Source organism: Shewanella sp. CAL98-MNA-CIBAN-0140, assembly GCF_040309905.1.
GTDB lineage: Bacteria > Pseudomonadota > Gammaproteobacteria > Enterobacterales > Shewanellaceae > Shewanella > Shewanella psychromarinicola.
Window position 1 is genome coordinate 1 of the sequence record NZ_JBEOPI010000292.1, and the last position, 237, is coordinate 237.

Consider the following 237-nt stretch of genomic DNA (forward strand, 5'->3'; position numbering starts at 1 on the left):
GTTTGAGGCAGGATTTTTTTAACGGTAAGTAAGGGGTGTTCGGTCATGCGGGTTGGCGGGGTGGTCGCGCCGATGCGGGGGGGGGGGGGCGCGGGGGGGGGGGGGGGGGTGGGGGGGGGGTGGGGGGGGCGGGGGCGGGCGGGGGGGGGGGGGGGTGGGTGGGGGGGGTGGGGTGGGTGGGGGTGGGGGGGGGGGTGTGTGGTGGTTGATGGGAGGTGAAGGTGTGGTCTTTGTTTG

At 73.8% G+C, this 237-nt stretch carries 1 protein-coding gene; it reads left to right on the top strand.

The window, feature by feature from the left end:
• The first annotated feature begins 35 nt into the window (after positions 1 to 35).
• The gene (locus AAEY93_RS21120; RefSeq protein ID WP_351079717.1) at positions 36 to 209 is read left to right on the top strand and encodes a hypothetical protein; all 174 of its coding nucleotides are present in this window, start codon (positions 36 to 38) and stop codon (positions 207 to 209) included.
• The last annotated feature ends 28 nt before the right edge of the window (positions 210 to 237 follow it).